General features: G+C 67.4%; 13 protein-coding genes and 2 pseudogenes. 8 read left to right on the top strand and 7 right to left on the bottom strand.

The window, feature by feature from the left end; genetic code table 11:
• The 3 genes from motB to msrB all read right to left on the bottom strand — a co-directional run.
• Positions 1 to 919, bottom strand: a 919-nt coding sequence (gene motB / locus QZH66_RS10190; protein ID WP_305805832.1) for a flagellar motor protein MotB, incomplete at its 3' end; no start/stop codon positions are given.
• Positions 920 to 929: 10 nt separating this feature from the next.
• Positions 930 to 1784 (bottom strand): flagellar motor stator protein MotA, encoded by an 855-nt coding sequence (motA, locus tag QZH66_RS10195; RefSeq protein WP_305805833.1) that lies wholly within the window; start codon positions 1782 to 1784, stop codon positions 930 to 932.
• A gap of 87 nt (positions 1785 to 1871) precedes the next feature.
• Positions 1872 to 2339: a peptide-methionine (R)-S-oxide reductase MsrB gene (gene msrB / locus QZH66_RS10200; RefSeq protein WP_305805834.1), complete on the bottom strand. Its 468-nt coding sequence runs from the start codon at positions 2337 to 2339 to the stop codon at positions 1872 to 1874.
• Between the two features lie 164 nt (positions 2340 to 2503).
• Here msrB and QZH66_RS10205 point away from each other — a divergent pair, with 164 nt between their 5' ends.
• Together QZH66_RS10205 and QZH66_RS10210 are read left to right on the top strand one after the other, a co-directional pair.
• Positions 2504 to 2887 carry a classical arabinogalactan protein 4 gene (locus QZH66_RS10205; protein WP_305805835.1) on the top strand — a complete coding sequence of 128 codons (384 nt, stop codon included), beginning with the start codon at positions 2504 to 2506 and terminating at the stop codon, positions 2885 to 2887.
• A 120-nt stretch (positions 2888 to 3007) separates the two neighbouring features.
• A complete protein-coding gene (locus tag QZH66_RS10210; protein WP_305805836.1) occupies positions 3008 to 3226 on the top strand; it encodes a lana protein in 219 nt (72 codons plus the stop codon).
• A gap of 72 nt (positions 3227 to 3298) precedes the next feature.
• Here QZH66_RS10210 and QZH66_RS10215 read toward each other — a convergent pair whose 3' ends face one another.
• Positions 3299 to 3778 carry an Lrp/AsnC ligand binding domain-containing protein gene (locus tag QZH66_RS10215; protein ID WP_305805837.1) on the bottom strand — a complete coding sequence of 160 codons (480 nt, stop codon included), beginning with the start codon at positions 3776 to 3778 and terminating at the stop codon, positions 3299 to 3301.
• Positions 3779 to 3926: 148 nt separating this feature from the next.
• Here QZH66_RS10215 and QZH66_RS10220 point away from each other — a divergent pair, with 148 nt between their 5' ends.
• Both QZH66_RS10220 and alr read left to right on the top strand, forming a co-directional pair.
• On the top strand, positions 3927 to 5237 hold the full coding sequence (locus QZH66_RS10220) for a D-amino acid dehydrogenase (protein WP_305805838.1): 1311 nt from the start codon (positions 3927 to 3929) through the stop codon (positions 5235 to 5237).
• A complete protein-coding gene (alr, locus tag QZH66_RS10225) occupies positions 5216 to 6292 on the top strand; it encodes an alanine racemase (protein ID WP_305805839.1) in 1077 nt (358 codons plus the stop codon). Before QZH66_RS10220 ends, alr begins: the two co-directional genes overlap by 22 nt.
• A 76-nt stretch (positions 6293 to 6368) precedes the next feature.
• Here the strand turns inward: alr and QZH66_RS10230 are convergent, their stop codons facing one another.
• Positions 6369 to 6938 carry a DUF3016 domain-containing protein gene (locus QZH66_RS10230; protein WP_305805840.1) on the bottom strand — a complete coding sequence of 190 codons (570 nt, stop codon included), beginning with the start codon at positions 6936 to 6938 and terminating at the stop codon, positions 6369 to 6371.
• 252 nt (positions 6939 to 7190) lie between these two features.
• On the opposite strand from QZH66_RS10230, the pseudogene QZH66_RS10235 reads away from it, so the two are divergent.
• From QZH66_RS10235 to QZH66_RS10250, 4 genes and pseudogenes are all read left to right on the top strand, one after another.
• Positions 7191 to 9116, top strand: a pseudogene (locus QZH66_RS10235) (ATP-binding protein); the annotation flags it as partial.
• A 90-nt stretch (positions 9117 to 9206) separates the two neighbouring features.
• A pseudogene (locus QZH66_RS10240) lies at positions 9207 to 9488 on the top strand (DUF3247 family protein); the annotation flags it as partial.
• Positions 9489 to 9599: 111 nt separating this feature from the next.
• The gene (locus QZH66_RS10245; RefSeq protein WP_305805841.1) at positions 9600 to 10682 is read left to right on the top strand and encodes a class I SAM-dependent methyltransferase; all 1083 of its coding nucleotides are present in this window, start codon (positions 9600 to 9602) and stop codon (positions 10680 to 10682) included.
• Positions 10679 to 11386 (top strand): 16S rRNA pseudouridine(516) synthase, encoded by a 708-nt coding sequence (locus QZH66_RS10250; protein WP_305805842.1) that lies wholly within the window; start codon positions 10679 to 10681, stop codon positions 11384 to 11386. Before QZH66_RS10245 ends, QZH66_RS10250 begins: the two co-directional genes overlap by 4 nt.
• A 139-nt stretch (positions 11387 to 11525) precedes the next feature.
• Here the strand turns inward: QZH66_RS10250 and QZH66_RS10255 are convergent, their stop codons facing one another.
• Both QZH66_RS10255 and QZH66_RS10260 read right to left on the bottom strand, forming a co-directional pair.
• Positions 11526 to 12092, bottom strand: coding sequence for a DUF1415 domain-containing protein (locus QZH66_RS10255; RefSeq protein ID WP_305805843.1), 567 nt, complete (start codon positions 12090 to 12092; stop codon positions 11526 to 11528).
• Positions 12085 to 12567 carry a YajQ family cyclic di-GMP-binding protein gene (locus QZH66_RS10260; protein ID WP_305805844.1) on the bottom strand — a complete coding sequence of 161 codons (483 nt, stop codon included), beginning with the start codon at positions 12565 to 12567 and terminating at the stop codon, positions 12085 to 12087. Before QZH66_RS10260 ends, QZH66_RS10255 begins: the two co-directional genes overlap by 8 nt.
• Positions 12568 to 12885 lie beyond the last annotated feature (318 nt).

Genomic DNA, 12885 nt, shown 5'->3' on the forward strand with positions numbered 1-12885 from the left:
CGGCTGCCCCCGCAGTGGGCGGCAGCGGGGCGCGCAGCGGCAGCGGCAGGGTGCCGGTATCGGCCAGCGCGGCGGCTTCGGCGTCGCGGGTCATCACCACGATGCTGATGCGGCGGTTGACCGGATTCTGCGGATTCTGCTTGTCGAACAAGACCGAGGAGGACAGCCCGACCACGCGCGACACCTTGGCCTCGGCCATGCCGCCTTCCAGCAGCGTGCGCCGCGCCGCATTGGCGCGGTCCGCGCTCAGCTCCCAGTTGCTGTAACCGTGGCTGCCGGCATAGGCGGTGGTGTCGGTATGGCCGGTGAGGCTGATGTGGTTCGGTACCTGGTTGATGAACTGCGATAGCTCGAACAGGATGGCGCGCGTGTACGGCATCAGCCGCGCGCTGCCCATATCGAACATCGGCCGGTTCTGCTGGTCCACGATCTGGATGCGCAACCCTTCCGGGGTGATATCCAACAGCAGCTGGTCCTTGAACGGCTCCAGCGCCTGGCTCTTGCTGATCGCCTCGCGCAGATCCTGCATCAGCGTTTCCAGCCGCTGCTGCTCGCGCTGGCGTTCTTCGGCCTCGGCGCTGGCCTTGGCCTGCTGCTCGAACGGGGCATCACCGGTGCCGCGCGACAGGTCGGTGGTGCCGCCGAGTTTGATCATCGAGGTGCTGGCGCCGCCCGGGCCGGCCATGCCCGGCGCCGCGACCGGACTGCTGCCGGTGAGCGGGCTGGGATTGCGGAAATATTCGGAAATGGCCGCACGCTCCGGCTTGCTGGTGGTGGCCAGCAGCCACAGCACCAGGAAGAACGCCATCATCGCGGTGACGAAATCGGCGTAGGCCACCTTCCATGAGCCGCCATGATGGCCGCCACGCTGGACCTTCTTCACCCGGCGCACGATCACCGTCGGTCTGGTTTCGCTCATCGGGCCGGGCCTATTTGACCGACTTCAGGTGCTGTTCGAATTCACTGAAGCCCGGGCGCAGCGACGAGGGCACGGTCTTGCGCGCGAATTCCAGGGCGATCTTCGGGTTGTAACCGCGCAGGCAGGCCAGCAGTGCGGTCTTCACCGACTCGTAGATGCGCGCGTCCTGTTCGGCGCGGGCTTCCACCGCCGCGGCCAGCGGGCCGACAAAACCATAGCCGAGCAGGATGCCAAGGAAGGTGCCGACCAGCGCACCGGCGACGTGGCCGCCGACTTCCTTGATGTCGCCACCGATCGAGCCCATGGTGATGACGATGCCCAATACCGCGGCGACGATGCCGAACCCGGGCAGGCCATCGGCTACCTTGTTCAGCACATGCGCCGGCTGCAGCACCTCGTGATGGTGCTTGTCCAGCTCCAGCTCCAGCAGCGGTTCCAGCTCATGCGGTTCGATGTTGCTGCCGATCATCAGGCGCAGGCAGTCGGTGATGAACTCGATCAGGTGGTGATCGGCGCGGACTTTCGGGTAGTTGGCAAAGATCGCGCTTTCGCCCGGGTTTTCCACATGTTCTTCCAGCGACATGAAGCCTTCGCGGCGCGCCTTGTGGAGCAGTTCGTAGAGCAGGCTCAGCACATCCAGATAATCCTGCCTGCCGTAGCGCGGCCCCTTGAAGGTGCCGACCACCGCCTTGAGCGTCTGTTTGACGGTCTTGAGCGGAGTGCCGATCAGGAACGCGCCCAGGGCCGCGCCACCGATGATGACCAGCTCGTAGGGCTGCCACAGGGCGCCCAGCCTGCCATGCGCGCCGAGGTAGCCGCCGAGCACGCTGAAGATGACGATGAGCAGGCCGACAAGGATGAGCATGGGAGCGGGCGCGAAGGACGGGATATCTTCCGTTGTCGGCACCGGCCGCTGGATCTGAAGGGGCCGCGCGCGGCGGCCCGGTGCGGTTCAGGCCGCCGCCTGTGCTTCGGCGCCACCGCGGTGCAACGGATCCGGATACGGTTCGCCGTTGGCGGTGAACGACAGCGCGACCGAGTTCAGGCAGTGGCGCTCGAAGCTCGGCGGCGGGCCATCCGGAAACACATGGCCCAGGTGGCTGTCGCAGCGGGCGCAGACCACTTCAGTGCGGACCATGCCGTGGCTCAGGTCGCGGATCTCACGCACGTGCGCCGCGGCGTAGGGCGCGAAGAAACTGGGCCAGCCGGTGCCCGAGTCGAACTTGGTGCTGGAACGGAACAGCGGCAGCCCGCACAGCCGGCAGCAATAGACGCCGTCGCGCTTGTTGTCCAGGAAGGCGCCGCAGAACGGCGCTTCGGTGCCGTGATGCAGCAGCACGCGCTGTTCGTCGGCGCTCAGGCCGGCGATCAGGGCGTCGCGCTGCGCGGGCGAAGGCGCGGAGAGATCAAAAGCGGTCATGGCAGGGGCTCGCAGCGGGGGAAGGAGGAGGGCGCAACGGTGGCCGATCATCGCCATGGTAGTGCCGCGCTGGCCGGCATGCCCACTGCCGCGTGGCCAGCATTCACCACGCTTACAGTGGCCGCGGCGCAGGTTGGTGCCGTCACCTGATCCGGGAGATCGCCATGCACCGTTCATTGCACCAAATCGCCGGACTGCTGCTGGTCCTGCTGCCGGTGGCGGGGGCCGCCCAGATCGTACCTCCCACCGCGCCCACAGCGACCCGTCCGGTGGGCAGCCGCCCCGCGTTGCCATCCTCGCCGGTCAATGCAGGGCAAGTCGATGATGCCCGCCTGCGTGATCGGCTGGCCGAGCACCCCGTCTCCAGCACGGGGGTCTCCACGCCGCAACTGCCGGTAAAACCGGTGACGCCATTGCGCGTCTATGACGCCCGGGGGCGGGTGCTGATGGGCATGAAGCCGGCGGGACCCGGCCGGGTGCTCGATACCGGCAGCGGGCGCTACTACAGCACCGTGCCCAGTGGCGATGGCCAACGCATCGTGCCGTGACTCCGCGCGGCGTCTGAACAGTTAAGAACGCAACGATCGCAGTCAGCGTTATGACCGCTGGAATTACCGCAACTTCGCGTGTGGTTAACCGTTTTTGGCAGAGGCTGTCCCTGCGCCGGAATGCCGCGTGACAAGGCAAAAAGCGCACTTCCCACATCTGAAAAGAGTGCAGAAATGGCTAACCAACAGAACCAGTCACCCACTCGCAGCCCGCAAAAAAGCGGTAGTCAGGAACACAGCCAACAGGGGCGGCAACACAGCCAGCAACAACCCGAAGAACCGCATCAGAAGGGTGGCAAGAAGCCGGACCCGAATGAGCATATGAAGCAGCAGCGCTGATCGCGCGCGGCATTATTTCCGGAGGCGGTGCGCCTGGCGTGCCGCCTCCGGCGTATGTGCGACCCGGTGGACTCAATCGGGAATGGGCAGCGACAGCGTTTCCTTGACCTCTTCCATCACGATATAGCTCTTGGACTCGCGCACATGGGGCAGCGTCAGCAGGGTGCTGCCGAGCAACTTGCGGTAGGACGCCATCTCGCTGATGCGGGCCTTGATCAGATAGTCGAAGTCCCCGGACACCAGATGACATTCGAGCACGTTGGGCAGGCGCAATGCCGCGCGGCGGAATTCCTCGAAGATGTCGCCGGACTTGTAGGCCAGGCTGATTTCCACGAACACCAGCAGGCTCGCCTTGAGGTAGTGCGGGTCCAGCCGCGCGTAGTAGCCGGTGATGGCGCCTTCGCGCTCCAGCCGTCGCACCCGTTCGGTGCACGGGGTGGTGGACAGGCCCACGCGCTCGCCCAGTTCGGTGAAGGAAATACGCCCCTCGAGCTGCAGGATGCGCAGGATCTTGCGGTCGATCTTGTCCAGTTCGCGGCTGCGGGTGGGCATGGGAGTCTGGCTGGCAGGGGTGTGTCGGCAAATTATCCTGTTTTGACAACTAAAAACAGGAAAAAACACTGATCCGGGGTGACTATACTGCGCCGTTTATGGCTCCTGTCGCTTTCCAGGCAGGGAATGATCCGGTCCGGAGTGGATGATGCGTGTTCTGATCCTTGGCAGCGGCGTGATTGGCACCACCAGTGCCTGGTACCTGCGACAGGCGGGGTTCGAGGTGACGGTCATCGACCGCCAGCCCGGCCCGGCACTGGAAACCAGCTTCGCCAATGCCGGCCAGCTCTCGTTCGGCTATACCTCGCCGTGGGCCGCCCCGGGCGTGCCGCTCAAGGCGATCAAGTGGCTGTTCGAGGCGCATGCGCCGCTGGCGATCCGCCCGACCGCCGACCTGCAGCAGTACCGCTGGCTGTGGCAGATGCTGCGCAACTGCACGGCCGAGCGCTACGCCATCAACAAGGCGCGCATGGTCCGGGTGTCCGACTACAGCCGCGACTGCATCAACGAGCTGCGTGCCCAGACCGGCATCGATTACGAAGGCCGCCAGCTCGGCACCACCCAGTTGTTCCGCACCCAGCAGCAGCTGGACGCCGCCGCGCAGGATATCGAAGTGCTGGCGCAGTACGGCGTGCCGTATGAGGTGCTAGACCGCGCCGGTATCATCCGTGTCGAGCCGGCACTGGCCGGCAAGGCCGACAGTCTGGTCGGCGCGCTGCGGCTGCCCGAAGACCAGACCGGCGACTGCCAGCTGTTCACCGCCAAGCTGGCGCTGATGGCCGCCGCGGCCGGCGTCGAGTTCCGCTACGGCCAGGACATTTCCGCGCTGCAGGGCGATGGCGGCCGCATCACCGGGGTGCGCGTCAATGGCCGGCTGGAAACCGCCGATCACTACGTGGTCGCACTGGGCAGCTATTCCTCGCAGCTGCTGGCACCGCTGGGCATGCACCTGCCGGTATACCCGCTCAAGGGCTATTCGCTGACGCTGCCGATCACCGATCCGGCGATGGCACCGACCTCGACCATCCTCGATGAGAGTTACAAGGTCGCGGTGACCCGTTTCGAAGACCGCATCCGCGTCGGCGGCATGGCCGAACTGTCCGGGTTCGACCTGTCGCTGGCGCCCAGGCGCCGGGCCACGCTGGAAAAAGTGGTCAACGATCTGTATCCGCACGGCGGCGATCTGTCGCGCGCCGAATTCTGGACCGGGCTGCGCCCGGCCACCCCCGATGGCACGCCGGTGATTGGCGCCACGCCCTATCGCAACCTGTTTCTCAACACCGGCCACGGCACGCTGGGCTGGACCATGGCCGCCGGTTCGGGCCGCTATCTGGCCGACCTGATGAGCCAGAAGCAGCCGCAGATCAGCCCCGAAGGGCTGGACATCTTCCGTTACCCCGGCCACACCCGTACCGCTTCCCACCGCGAGCAGCTGCCATGCGCCCAGCCCGCGCGTTGATCGACCTGGACGCGTTGCGCCACAACTACCGCCTGGCCCGTCGGCTGGGTGGGGGCAAGGCGCTGGCCGTGGTCAAGGCCGATGCCTATGGCCACGGCGCGGTGGCCTGCGCACGCGCGCTGGAAGCGGAGGCCGACGGCTTCGGTGTGGCCTGTATCGAGGAAGCGCTGGAGCTGCGCGCGGCCGGCATCCGCGCCCCGATCCTGTTGATGGAAGGCTTCTTCGACGCGGCCGAGCTGGCGCTGGTGGTCGAACATGACCTGTGGACCGCGGTGGCTTCGCCCTGGCAGGTCGAGGCGGTGGCCGCGTTCTCCACCACGGCGACGCTGCGGATCTGGCTGAAGCTGGACAGCGGCATGCACCGGCTCGGGCTGTCGGCAGACGAGTTCCGGGCCGCGCATGCGCAGCTGAGCGCGTTGCCGCAGGTCGGGCCGATGGTGCTGATGACCCACTTCGCGCGCGCCGATGAACTGGACTGTGGCCGCACCGCCGAACAGGTCGCACTGTTTGAACAGGCCTGCGCCGGTCTGGCGGGCGAAACCAGCCTGTGCAATTCGCCGGCGCTGCTCGGCTGGCCGCAGCTGCACAGCGACTGGGTACGCCCGGGGCTGATGCTCTACGGGGCCGATCCGCTGTATCCGCAAGCCAGTCCCCATGCCTGCCAATTGCGCCCGGTGATGACGCTGCAATCGCAGGTGATCGCGGTGCGTGAGCTGGCCGTGGGCGAGCCGCTGGGCTACGGCGCGCGTTTTGTCGCCACGCGCTCCACCCGGGTCGGCGTGGTGGCGATGGGCTATGCCGATGGCTATCCGCAGTTCGCGCCCAATGGCACCCCGGTGCTGATCGACGGCGTGCCCGGCGAGCTGATCGGGCGGGTGTCGATGGACATGCTGACCGTGGACCTGACCGACCATCCGCACGCCGGACATGGCAGCGTGGTGACGCTGTGGGGCACGGCGCCCACCATTTCCGAACTGGCGCCACGCTGCGGCACCAGTGCCTACCGGCTGCCGTGCAGCCTCAAACGCGCCGCACGGGTGTATCTGCCGCTATGAAAAGGCCGGGTCGCGTCGCGGCCCGGCCGGTGTCCAGTGCGTGGCGCGGTGATCTGGCCCGCGGCCTGTCGCCGCTTCATTGCCCGGTATTGGCCCGTTCCAGGCGCAGCTCGCTGCGCAGCCAGTCATCCAGCAAGCGCTTTTCGTAACGCAGCGGATCGGTGTCGTTGCGCAGGCCACTGTTCATCAGGTACGCCATGTCGGAAAGCGTGCGCTCGCCCTGGCTGATCACCTGGTCGTTGGCGTCGGTGAGCTTGAACCGCAGGGTGATGCGCGGCGGATAGATGTCGCGCATGAAGCGCACATCGGTCAGGTTGGGTCCGCGCCACGGTTCGAAATCACCGGCACGTTTGATGTCGGTGATGGTCACGTCCAGTCGCTGTCCTTTCGGCAATTGCCGGGTGGCCGACTTTTGCAGGTATTCGGCCAGCTGGGTGACCCAGTCGCCACGCTGTGCCTCGAAGCGGTTGGTACTCTGGCGCAATTCGCTGAACTGCGCCGGATCGGTCCATTGCACCTGCACCGGGCCATTGCCGAGCACGGCGCGCGGGACATCCGGATCGGTCACGTTGCGCGGCTTGGCGTCGGCGCCGCCGATCGCCAACAGGCAAGCCAGCCCAAGTCCGGCAAGGGTCCAGGTTTTCATTGCAGCCTCCGGTGGGGAAGAGGACTCCAGTCTGGTCCTGTTGGCGGCGGCGGACAACCGCGCAGGCGCGCGCGCGCGATCGAGTTGCGCACGATTCAGCCTTCACAAGGCGCCGCTTGACGCGTTGCCGACGTCCTTCACAAGATGTTGAAAGGCCGCTTCCGGCCGGGATTGATTGCTGCCATGACCTCTGTTGACACCGATTCGCGCTCGCCTGCCGCGCCACCGCACTGCCCGCAGGAAGAGCGTCCGCTGTATCGGGAGGTGTTTGACGGCATCGGTGCCGGCTTCTGCGTGATCGAAGTGCTGTTTGAAGAGGGCAACGCCGTCGATTACCGCTTCATCGAAGTCAACCACGCCTTTGAACGCAGCACCGGCCTGGTCAACGCCCGCGGCAAACGCATGCGCGAACTGTCGGCCCATCACGAGGACTACTGGTACCGCTTGTACGGCCGGGTGGCCAGTGAAGGGGTGAGCCTGCAATTCGAGCGCGAAGCGCATGCGCTGGGGCGCTGGTACTCGGTGGATGCGGTGCGCATCGGCGACCCGCGCCAGCATCGGGTAGCGGTGATGTTCTTCGATATCACCCAGCGCAAGCTGGTGGAAACCGAACTGGCCGAGAGCGAGGCGCGCTTCAGCGCGTTGGCCGACGGCATGCCGATGCCGGTCTGGGTACTGGATGACCTGGGCCAGACCCGCTTCGTCAACAGCGCGTTCGGCGAATTTTTCGGCGGCAGCGTGGAGTGTTTCGAGCAGCGCTGGTGGCAGCAGGTGCTGCATCCCGGCGACCTGCCGGCGTTCGAATACGCGTTGCGCGGCGGCCTGAAGGAGAAGCGCGAAATCCAGCTGCTGGCGCGGGCGCGGCGGCACGACGGGAAATGGCGTTGGCTGGAGATGAATGCCGTGCCGCGGTTCGCCGCCGATGGCCGTTTCGTGGGCCTGGCCGGCAACAGCCCCGATGTAACCGAGCGCCGTGAAATCGAAATGGCACGCGAGCAGCTGTTGCAAGCCGAGCGCAGTGCGCGCAACGCGGCCGAGGGCACTGCCAAGCTGAAGGACGAATTCCTGGCCACGCTGTCGCACGAGTTGCGCACTCCGCTGACCACGATTCTCGGGTGGAGCGAGTTGCTGCTGCAGCGGATGGAGGACGACCACCCGATGCGCAAGGGGTTGAGTGTGATTGCGGCCAGTGCGATGGCGCAGAAACGCCTGATCTCGGACATGCTCGACCTGAGCAGCATGCTGCTGGGCAAGGTGCAGCTGGAGGTGGAGACGCTGGATCTGGCCGAGCAGGTGCGCGAGGCCGTGCGCGGCCAGGAACTGGCGGCCGCGGAGAAGGCGCAGACGCTGCAATTGCAGATTCCCGACACGCCGTGTCTGGTACTCGGCGATGCCACCCGGCTGCAGCAGGTGCTGTGGAACCTGGTCGCCAATGCGATCAAGTTCACCCCTGCCGGCGGCCGGATCGAAGTGGAGTTGCGGCTGGATGAGGGGCATTACCTGGTGCAGGTGCGTGACAACGGCGATGGCATCGAAGCGGGTTTCCTCAGCCATCTGTTCAGTCGCTTCACCCAGGCCGACGGCACCACCACCCGCCGGCATGGCGGGCTCGGGCTGGGCCTGGCGATCGTGCAGCAGCTGGTGGAGCTGCACGGCGGCACGGTGACGGCCAGCAGCCCGGGCAAGGGCCTGGGGGCGACGTTCGCCGTGCGGCTGGCGGCGTATCAGCAGGAAGCGCCTGGACGGCCGCGGCGCGAGGTGCAGCAGGGACCGATTGCCGAGCAGGTGATCGAGCCGGATGCGCTGCGCGGGCTGCGCCTGCTGGCGGTGGAAGACCAGCCGGACATGCGTGGCTACCTGTGCCGGCTGCTGGAACAGCAGGGCGCCGACGTGGTGGCGGTCGATTCGGCCGCCGAGGCGCTGGAGCTGCTGGCCGCCGAAGGCTGCCAGTCATTCGATCTGCTGCTCAGCGATATCGGCATGCCCGGTATGGATGGCTACGGACTGTTGCGCACCCTGCGCGAGAACATGGGCATCGCGCCGACGGTCCTGCCGGCGGTGGCGGTTACGGCGCTGGCCCGTACCGACGATCGGCGGCGCGCGCTGCAGGCCGGCTTCCAGGGCCACCTGGCCAAGCCCTACAGTCTGGCCCAGCTGGTGGCCGCGATCCGTGGCGCGCATTGCCGCAGCCAGCCCGGTCTTGCCGGCGATTTCACGCTGAACGGGCGAGGCTGCCACTTCCAACAGGAGCGACCCATGGCCCGTTACGCCCCGCATGTCTACGTGGACCAGTCACGCATCGCGGTGCTGGAATCGCTGATCACCCGGTTGCCGGGGGAAGCGCGGGTGCAGCTGGTGCTGGAGGATGACAGCCGGGTCTCGGGAACGGTCTCGGTGCAGCCGGCGTTGCAGCAGTTCCACGACCACACCGAGCAGTCCGGGGTCAACGCGATGGTGCGCCTGGATGACCTCGAACGGCCGGCGCAGCAGCACCTGATCTGGCTGGATACGATCCGCGAGATCAACGAACTGCCGCCGCGGAGCGAATGAGCGGGACCCGGGCCGGCGCGGCACCGGTAGACCCGTTCACCGACGCCGGGGATGCGGCCGGCAACGGCGGCACCGTTAGAATGACCGGCCCTGTACTGGAAAGACCCGGCGATGGCTGCCTTGCACGATGCTCCCCTGGAAACCCTGTTCCTTCCGTTCTCCAATGGAGCGTTGCGCTGGCCGCAGGGACCGGTGCTGTTCCTGCGCGCCCGCGACGGCGCGCCGCTGCGTGCGCATGCCGGCGCCGGCCCGCTGGTGTGCGAACAGAGCTTCCGCCCGTTTGCCGAGGCGATCGAGCGTGCTGGCGGCACCGTCCGCAGCGAAGATGAAATAGACGCCGATGCGACCCGCTATGCGCTGGTGCTGGTATTGCCGCCGCGGCAGCGGGAGGAAGCCCGTGCGCTGTTCGCCCGCGCCCTGGCGCTGGCGGCGCCCGGTGGCATCGTCGTGGCCTGCCAGTCCAACAACGAAGGCGCGCGCTCGGGCGAAGGCGACCTGCAACAGCTGGTGGCTCTGGGCGGCAAGCTGACCAAGAACCACTGCCGCGCCTACTGGACCGTGCCGCTGCAGGGCAACCACGATGAAGCCCTGCGCCAGCGCTGGGCGATGCTGGATGCGCCGCGGCCGATCCTCGACGGCCGCTTCCACAGCCGTCCGGGCGTGTTTGCCTGGGACCGCATCGATCCGGCCTCCGCGCTGCTGGTGGACCAGCTGCCGGCCGACCTGGGGGGCCACGGAGCCGATCTGGGCGCCGGCTTCGGCTACCTGTCGGCCGAAGTGCTGGCCCGCTGCCCGGGGGTGACCGCGCTGGACCTGTACGAAGCCGAGGGCCGCGCGCTGGCGCTGGCCCGGCGCAACCTGCGCGACACCGGCAGCAAGGCGGCGCTGCATTTCCACTGGCACGATGTCACCACCGGCATCGATGGCCGCTTCGACTTCATCGTCAGCAACCCGCCGTTCCACACCCCCTCGCGCGCGGACCGTCCGGATATCGGCCAGCGCTTCATCGCCGTGGCCGCGCAGGCGCTGCGCCCGGGCGGGAAACTGTTCCTGGTGGCCAACCGCCACCTGCCATACGAACAGATCCTCAATGAGAGCTTCGGCGAGATCCGCGTGGCGGCCGAGCGCGACGGCTTCAAGGTGATTGCCGCCACCCGGGCACGTGCGCACGTCCGCACCGGCGGCCGTGCATGAAGCTGGTCAAGCACATCGCCAACCTGGGCTACGGCAGCCGCAAGCAGGTCACGGCGATGTTCCGCGAGGGGCGCATCACCGATGCCGACGGCGAGGTGCTGTACGCCGACGACAAGCCCGCGCACGAGGCGATCCGGATCGATGGCCAGCCGCTGGACCCGCCGCCGGGGCTGACCCTCCTGCTGCACAAGCCGGCCGGCTATACCTGTTCGACCAAGGATGTCGGCCGCCTGATCTATGAGCTGCTGCCGGAGCGTTTCCGCGACCGCTCGCCGTTGCTGTCGCCGGTGGGGCGGCTGGACCGCGACACCAGCGGCCTGTTGCTGATGACCGATGACGGCGCGTTGCTGCACCGGATCGTGTCGCCCAAGTCGCGCCTGGACAAGGTCTACGAGGCCGAGCTGGCGCAGGACCTGCGCGGTGACGAGGCGGCGCGCTTCGCCAGCGGCACGCTGCTGCTCGAATCGGACGACAAGCCGCTGTTGCCGGCCGAGCTGGAGGTGCTGTCGCCGCGCCGCGCCCGGCTGACCCTGCATGAAGGCCGGTACCACCAGGTGCGGCGCATGTTCGCCGCGGTCGGCAACCACGTGCAGGCGCTGCACCGCTGCCGGGTGGGCGGGCTGGAATTGGGGGATCTGGCGTCGGGGCAGTGGCGGCAGTTGCACGAGGCCGACCTGAAGACGTTGTTCGGACACGACGCGTGACCCGACGACCGCCGCTGGCGGTAGTGGCCGCCAGCGGCGGTCGTCGGGGTGCTGGAGCCACCCCGCCGCCCCGGGCTGTGCCTGCTATCCGCGCCCGCGGCCGGGCAGGGTGCCGGACGTTCCCCGGCACCAGAACGATTCAGTCCTCGCCCAGCAACCTGTTCCAGCCGTCCACGCCGAGCCTGTCCAGTGTCTCGATGTTGCGCTCGACGATCACGTCCGGGTCCGGGAACGCGGCCACCGCGCGCTCCACGCTGTCCTCGCGCAACAGGTGCAGGGTCGGATAAGGCGAGCGGTTGGTGTAGTTGGACACGTCATCGGCCGCCGCGCCGGCGAACTGGTAGTCCGGGTGGAAGCTGGCCACCTGCAGGATGCCCTGCAGGTCCAGCGCTTCCACCGCGGCGTCGGCGTTTTCCAGGAAGTCGTTGTAATCGAGGAAGTCGGTCAACACGTCCGGGTGCACGATCAGCGTGGTGTCGATCTGCGCGGCCGGGGTGTCGCGCAGCAGCACCAGCTCCTCGGCCAGTTCTTCCAGCAGCGCCTCGGGCGTGGTGGCATCGCTGAGCACGAAGCGCACCTGGTCCTTGACGTAGACCGCCTTGGCGAACGGGCACAGGTTCAGGCCGATCACCGCCTTTTCCACCCAGCGACGGGTGAGCGCGATCGGATCGGGGCGGCCGGCCGGCAGTGGCGAGGCGTCAGTCACGGAAGTTGTCGAACTGCAGCGGCACTTCGAACTCGGCCTTCTTCAGCAGCGCGATCGCATCCTGCAGGTCGTCGCGCTTCTTGCCGGTCACGCGCAGCTTGTCGCCGTTGATCTGGGTGTCGACCTTGAGCTTGGCTTCCTTGATCTTCGCGGCGATCTGCTTGGCCACTTTCTGCTCGATGCCCTGCTTGACGGTCACCTTCTGCCGGGCGCCGGCCAGGTTGGTTTCCACCTCGCCCGATTCCAGGCAGCGGAAGTCGATGCCGCGGGCGGCCAGGCGCGCATTGAGGATGTCGGTCATCTGCTTGAGCTGGAAGTCGCTGGGCGCGGACAGGTTGATGACCTGGTCGTCCTGCTCGAACCTGGCGTCCACGCCCTTGAAATCGAAGCGGGTGGACAGCTCGCGGTTGGCCTGGTCGATGGCATTGGTCAGCTCGTGCTTGTCGACTTCGGAAACGACGTCAAAAGAGGGCATGAAGCGGCTCCTGTTGGAAAACGGCCCCCATTTTAGGCCAATGCCGGGACCACGGCCGCGCCGGGGACGGGTTGGCCGGGTGCGCCAGGCCGGAGCGGCCCACGAACGGGGCGTCGCGGTATCTCCGGCGCGGAGGCGCGTGCCGCGGCGCGGTGCGCAGGCCATCACCGCAGCGCTTTCGCCGGCCGGGCAGGCAAGTGCGGGCCAAGGCCCGATCCGCGGCCACCGCCGGAGCGCTGTGTCGAATCTGGCCGCAACCCTGGAATCGCGCTTTGGCGGTGCTTCCAGCCCCGCCGCCGCCCGCGGAGGGCGGATAAT

The organism is Stenotrophomonas sp. YIM B06876 (assembly GCF_030711595.1).
GTDB lineage: Bacteria > Pseudomonadota > Gammaproteobacteria > Xanthomonadales > Xanthomonadaceae > Stenotrophomonas.

Bases quoted from the DNA above. Each gene is read 5' to 3' on its own strand.
- motA (WP_305805833.1), bottom strand. From the start codon at position 1,784: ATGCTCATCCTTGTCGGCCTGCTCATCGTCATCTTCAGCGTGCTCGGC.
- msrB (WP_305805834.1), bottom strand. From the start codon at position 2,339: ATGACCGCTTTTGATCTCTCCGCGCCTTCGCCCGCGCAGCGCGACGCC.
- QZH66_RS10205 (WP_305805835.1), top strand. From the start codon at position 2,504: ATGCACCGTTCATTGCACCAAATCGCCGGACTGCTGCTGGTCCTGCTG.
- QZH66_RS10210 (WP_305805836.1), top strand. From the start codon at position 3,008: ATGCCGCGTGACAAGGCAAAAAGCGCACTTCCCACATCTGAAAAGAGT.
- QZH66_RS10215 (WP_305805837.1), bottom strand. From the start codon at position 3,778: ATGCCCACCCGCAGCCGCGAACTGGACAAGATCGACCGCAAGATCCTG.
- QZH66_RS10220 (WP_305805838.1), top strand. From the start codon at position 3,927: ATGCGTGTTCTGATCCTTGGCAGCGGCGTGATTGGCACCACCAGTGCC.
- alr (WP_305805839.1), top strand. From the start codon at position 5,216: ATGCGCCCAGCCCGCGCGTTGATCGACCTGGACGCGTTGCGCCACAAC.
- QZH66_RS10230 (WP_305805840.1), bottom strand. From the start codon at position 6,938: ATGAAAACCTGGACCCTTGCCGGACTTGGGCTGGCTTGCCTGTTGGCG.
- QZH66_RS10245 (WP_305805841.1), top strand. From the start codon at position 9,600: ATGGCTGCCTTGCACGATGCTCCCCTGGAAACCCTGTTCCTTCCGTTC.
- QZH66_RS10250 (WP_305805842.1), top strand. From the start codon at position 10,679: ATGAAGCTGGTCAAGCACATCGCCAACCTGGGCTACGGCAGCCGCAAG.
- QZH66_RS10260 (WP_305805844.1), bottom strand. From the start codon at position 12,567: ATGCCCTCTTTTGACGTCGTTTCCGAAGTCGACAAGCACGAGCTGACC.